This is a genomic window from Corynebacterium sp. 045007 (assembly GCF_040743205.1).
Lineage (GTDB): Bacteria > Actinomycetota > Actinomycetes > Mycobacteriales > Mycobacteriaceae > Corynebacterium > Corynebacterium jeikeium_D.
Window position 1 is genome coordinate 1 of record NZ_JBFLKW010000040.1, and the last position, 1,323, is coordinate 1,323.

1 protein-coding gene is annotated in these 1,323 nt (G+C 54.7%); it reads right to left on the reverse strand.

Annotated features, from left to right (window positions below; genetic code table 11):
• Nucleotides 1-46: 46 nt before the first annotated feature.
• Nucleotides 47-1,263, reverse strand: a protein-coding gene (locus AB1Z34_RS11100) for an IS3 family transposase (RefSeq protein ID WP_143111770.1) whose coding sequence is annotated in 2 segments (ribosomal slippage) — nucleotides 47-1,002 and nucleotides 1,002-1,263 — 1,218 coding nt in all. Because the reading frame shifts where the segments join, the coding sequence is not laid out codon by codon here.
• Nucleotides 1,264-1,323 lie beyond the last annotated feature (60 nt).

Below are 1,323 nucleotides of genomic sequence, written 5' to 3' on the forward strand. Positions count from 1 at the left end.
TGGGGTTGCCCGCAAATCGTGGACACGTAGTGGGGCTACCTAGTGTTTAGGCAGCTATTTCTTTTCTACTGGTGGTTAGACCAATGTGGTTTTCGAAGTCGACGGGGCTGACCATTCCTAGTGCAGAGTGCCGGCGCCGACGGTTGTAAACGACTTCCATCCAGTAGGCAACGGCCTTGCGCGCAGCATCGCGGGTAGGCCAACGCTTACGGTCGTAGAACTCGGTTTTAAGCGTCGACCAGAACGACTCAGCCATCGCGTTATCAAAGCACACACCAGTACGCCCCACAGACTGAGCAATGCCCAGGTTATGGCAGACTTCCCAGAGCTTCTCGCTGGTAAATTGCGTTCCGCGGTCAGCGTGGAACACCAGCCCATCAGGAACGTCACCGCGCAGTGTATATGCCATCCGCAGGGCCCGTTCGACCAGGCATGTATCTTGAACGCTATCCATCGCCCAGCCCAGCACCCTGCGGGAATGGCCGTCGCGGACCGCACACAAGTACAACCATCCCTCGCTGGTGCGTAGGTAGGTAATATCCGACATCCACACTCGGTTGAGCTCACCAGTATCAAACATGCGCTTGACCAGGTCAGGAAGAGCTGACTTACGCTTGGATTGAATCGTTGTCACCGGGACAAAGGCACGCGGTGAAATCCCTTCAATGCCCATCATGCGCATCCGCTTAGCCACAGTCTTGCGATTCAGGGTGATCTGGTAGCGCTCGGTAAGTTCTGCGGTGATCCGCGGAGCACCATAAACCTCATCGGAGTCTTTCCAAATCTGATGAATCTTTCGGTCAACGCCATCGTAAAATGCAGCACGATCATTTTCGCCAGATAGTCGCTTCTGCTGCGTATCAGCCCATTTGTAGTATCCAGACCGAGACACTTTTAATAGCCGTGCCATGCGTTTGATGCTGTAGTTTGCCTTCTCCTGCTGCATCAATTCGAACTTTTCTGCTCGCGTTGCTTCGCGGCGAAGAAGGCTGTCGCTTTTGACAAAAACTCATTATCCATCTTGGCTTCCGCCAACTCACGGCGCAGACGAGCATTCTCAGCACGAAGATCCGCCTCACTCATCCCATCCGAGGCCCCTCGGCGTTCACGCTCGAGTTTGACCCACCGGCCTAAAAGCCCGGCGGAGACGCCAATCTCCTTAGCCACATGAGCGATAGGGCGCTCTGACTCGATTACAAGGTTCGCGGCTTCACGCCGGTACTCCGGCGTGTACTTCTTGCGCTGTTGACTCACAATGAACATCCTCTCCTACGGACACAAGATCCGCACAAATAGGGTGTCCACTAAACGAGGGTAACCTCA